This window comes from Micromonospora sp. AMSO1212t (assembly GCF_008868145.1).
GTDB classification, from domain to species: Bacteria; Actinomycetota; Actinomycetes; order Mycobacteriales; family Micromonosporaceae; genus Micromonospora; species Micromonospora tulbaghiae.
The window spans coordinates 1-668 of the sequence record NZ_WBKS01000268.1 but is presented as its reverse complement, the minus strand read 5'-3'; the positions used below and the strand labels follow the sequence as shown (position 1 = coordinate 668).

The window sequence follows — 668 nt, the reverse complement described above, 5'->3', positions numbered from 1 at the left end:
CCCGCCACCGCCACCAGCCGACCACGCTCCCGCACACCCACGTACTGGCCCGTCTCCAACATCCGCGCGTCGAACCAGTTCCCCGGATACGCCACCGCGTACAACCCGGAAAGCTCCGCCGCGTCCGCCGGCCCCAACGGCTCACCCACCCCCGGCACCGCCGCCAGCCGACCCGGATCCGTCAACGCCATCCGGTGATGCGCCGCCGCCTCCGACACCACGAACCAGCGGTCCAGCGCCGCCTCCAGACCGGGGGACAGGTGCGCCCACATCCGCGCCGGCAACACCGGCGCCGCCTCCACCAGCAACCCGGCCAGCTCCGCCACCCGATCCGGCGCCGCGAACGCCAGCAACGTCGGCAACTCCACCCCGTGATACAGCAACACCACCTGGTCGCCACGCCGGAACCACGACGTGTACGGCCAGAAGAAATCGTCCAGATCACCCAACTGGTACGCGTGCAACACCGGATCCCGGCCCAGCAGGCCCGCCAGCACCGCCCGGTCGTGCTCCGCCCGCACCGCCACCGCGATCAGCCCGCCATCCACTGGTCGTAACCCAACCGGGCCACCAGCGCCAGCACCACCACCAGCAGCACCACCCGCACGAACCCCGCACCCCGCCGCCACGCCATCCGCGCGCCCACCGCCGCCCCCCCCACCTCTCAC

General features: G+C 72.8%; 1 protein-coding gene. It reads right to left on the bottom strand.

What is annotated here, in order from left to right; genetic code table 11:
- Positions 1–548 (bottom strand): GNAT family N-acetyltransferase (locus F8279_RS29755; protein WP_151501718.1); only part of this gene is annotated, 548 nt, incomplete at its 3' end.
- Positions 549–668 lie beyond the last annotated feature (120 nt).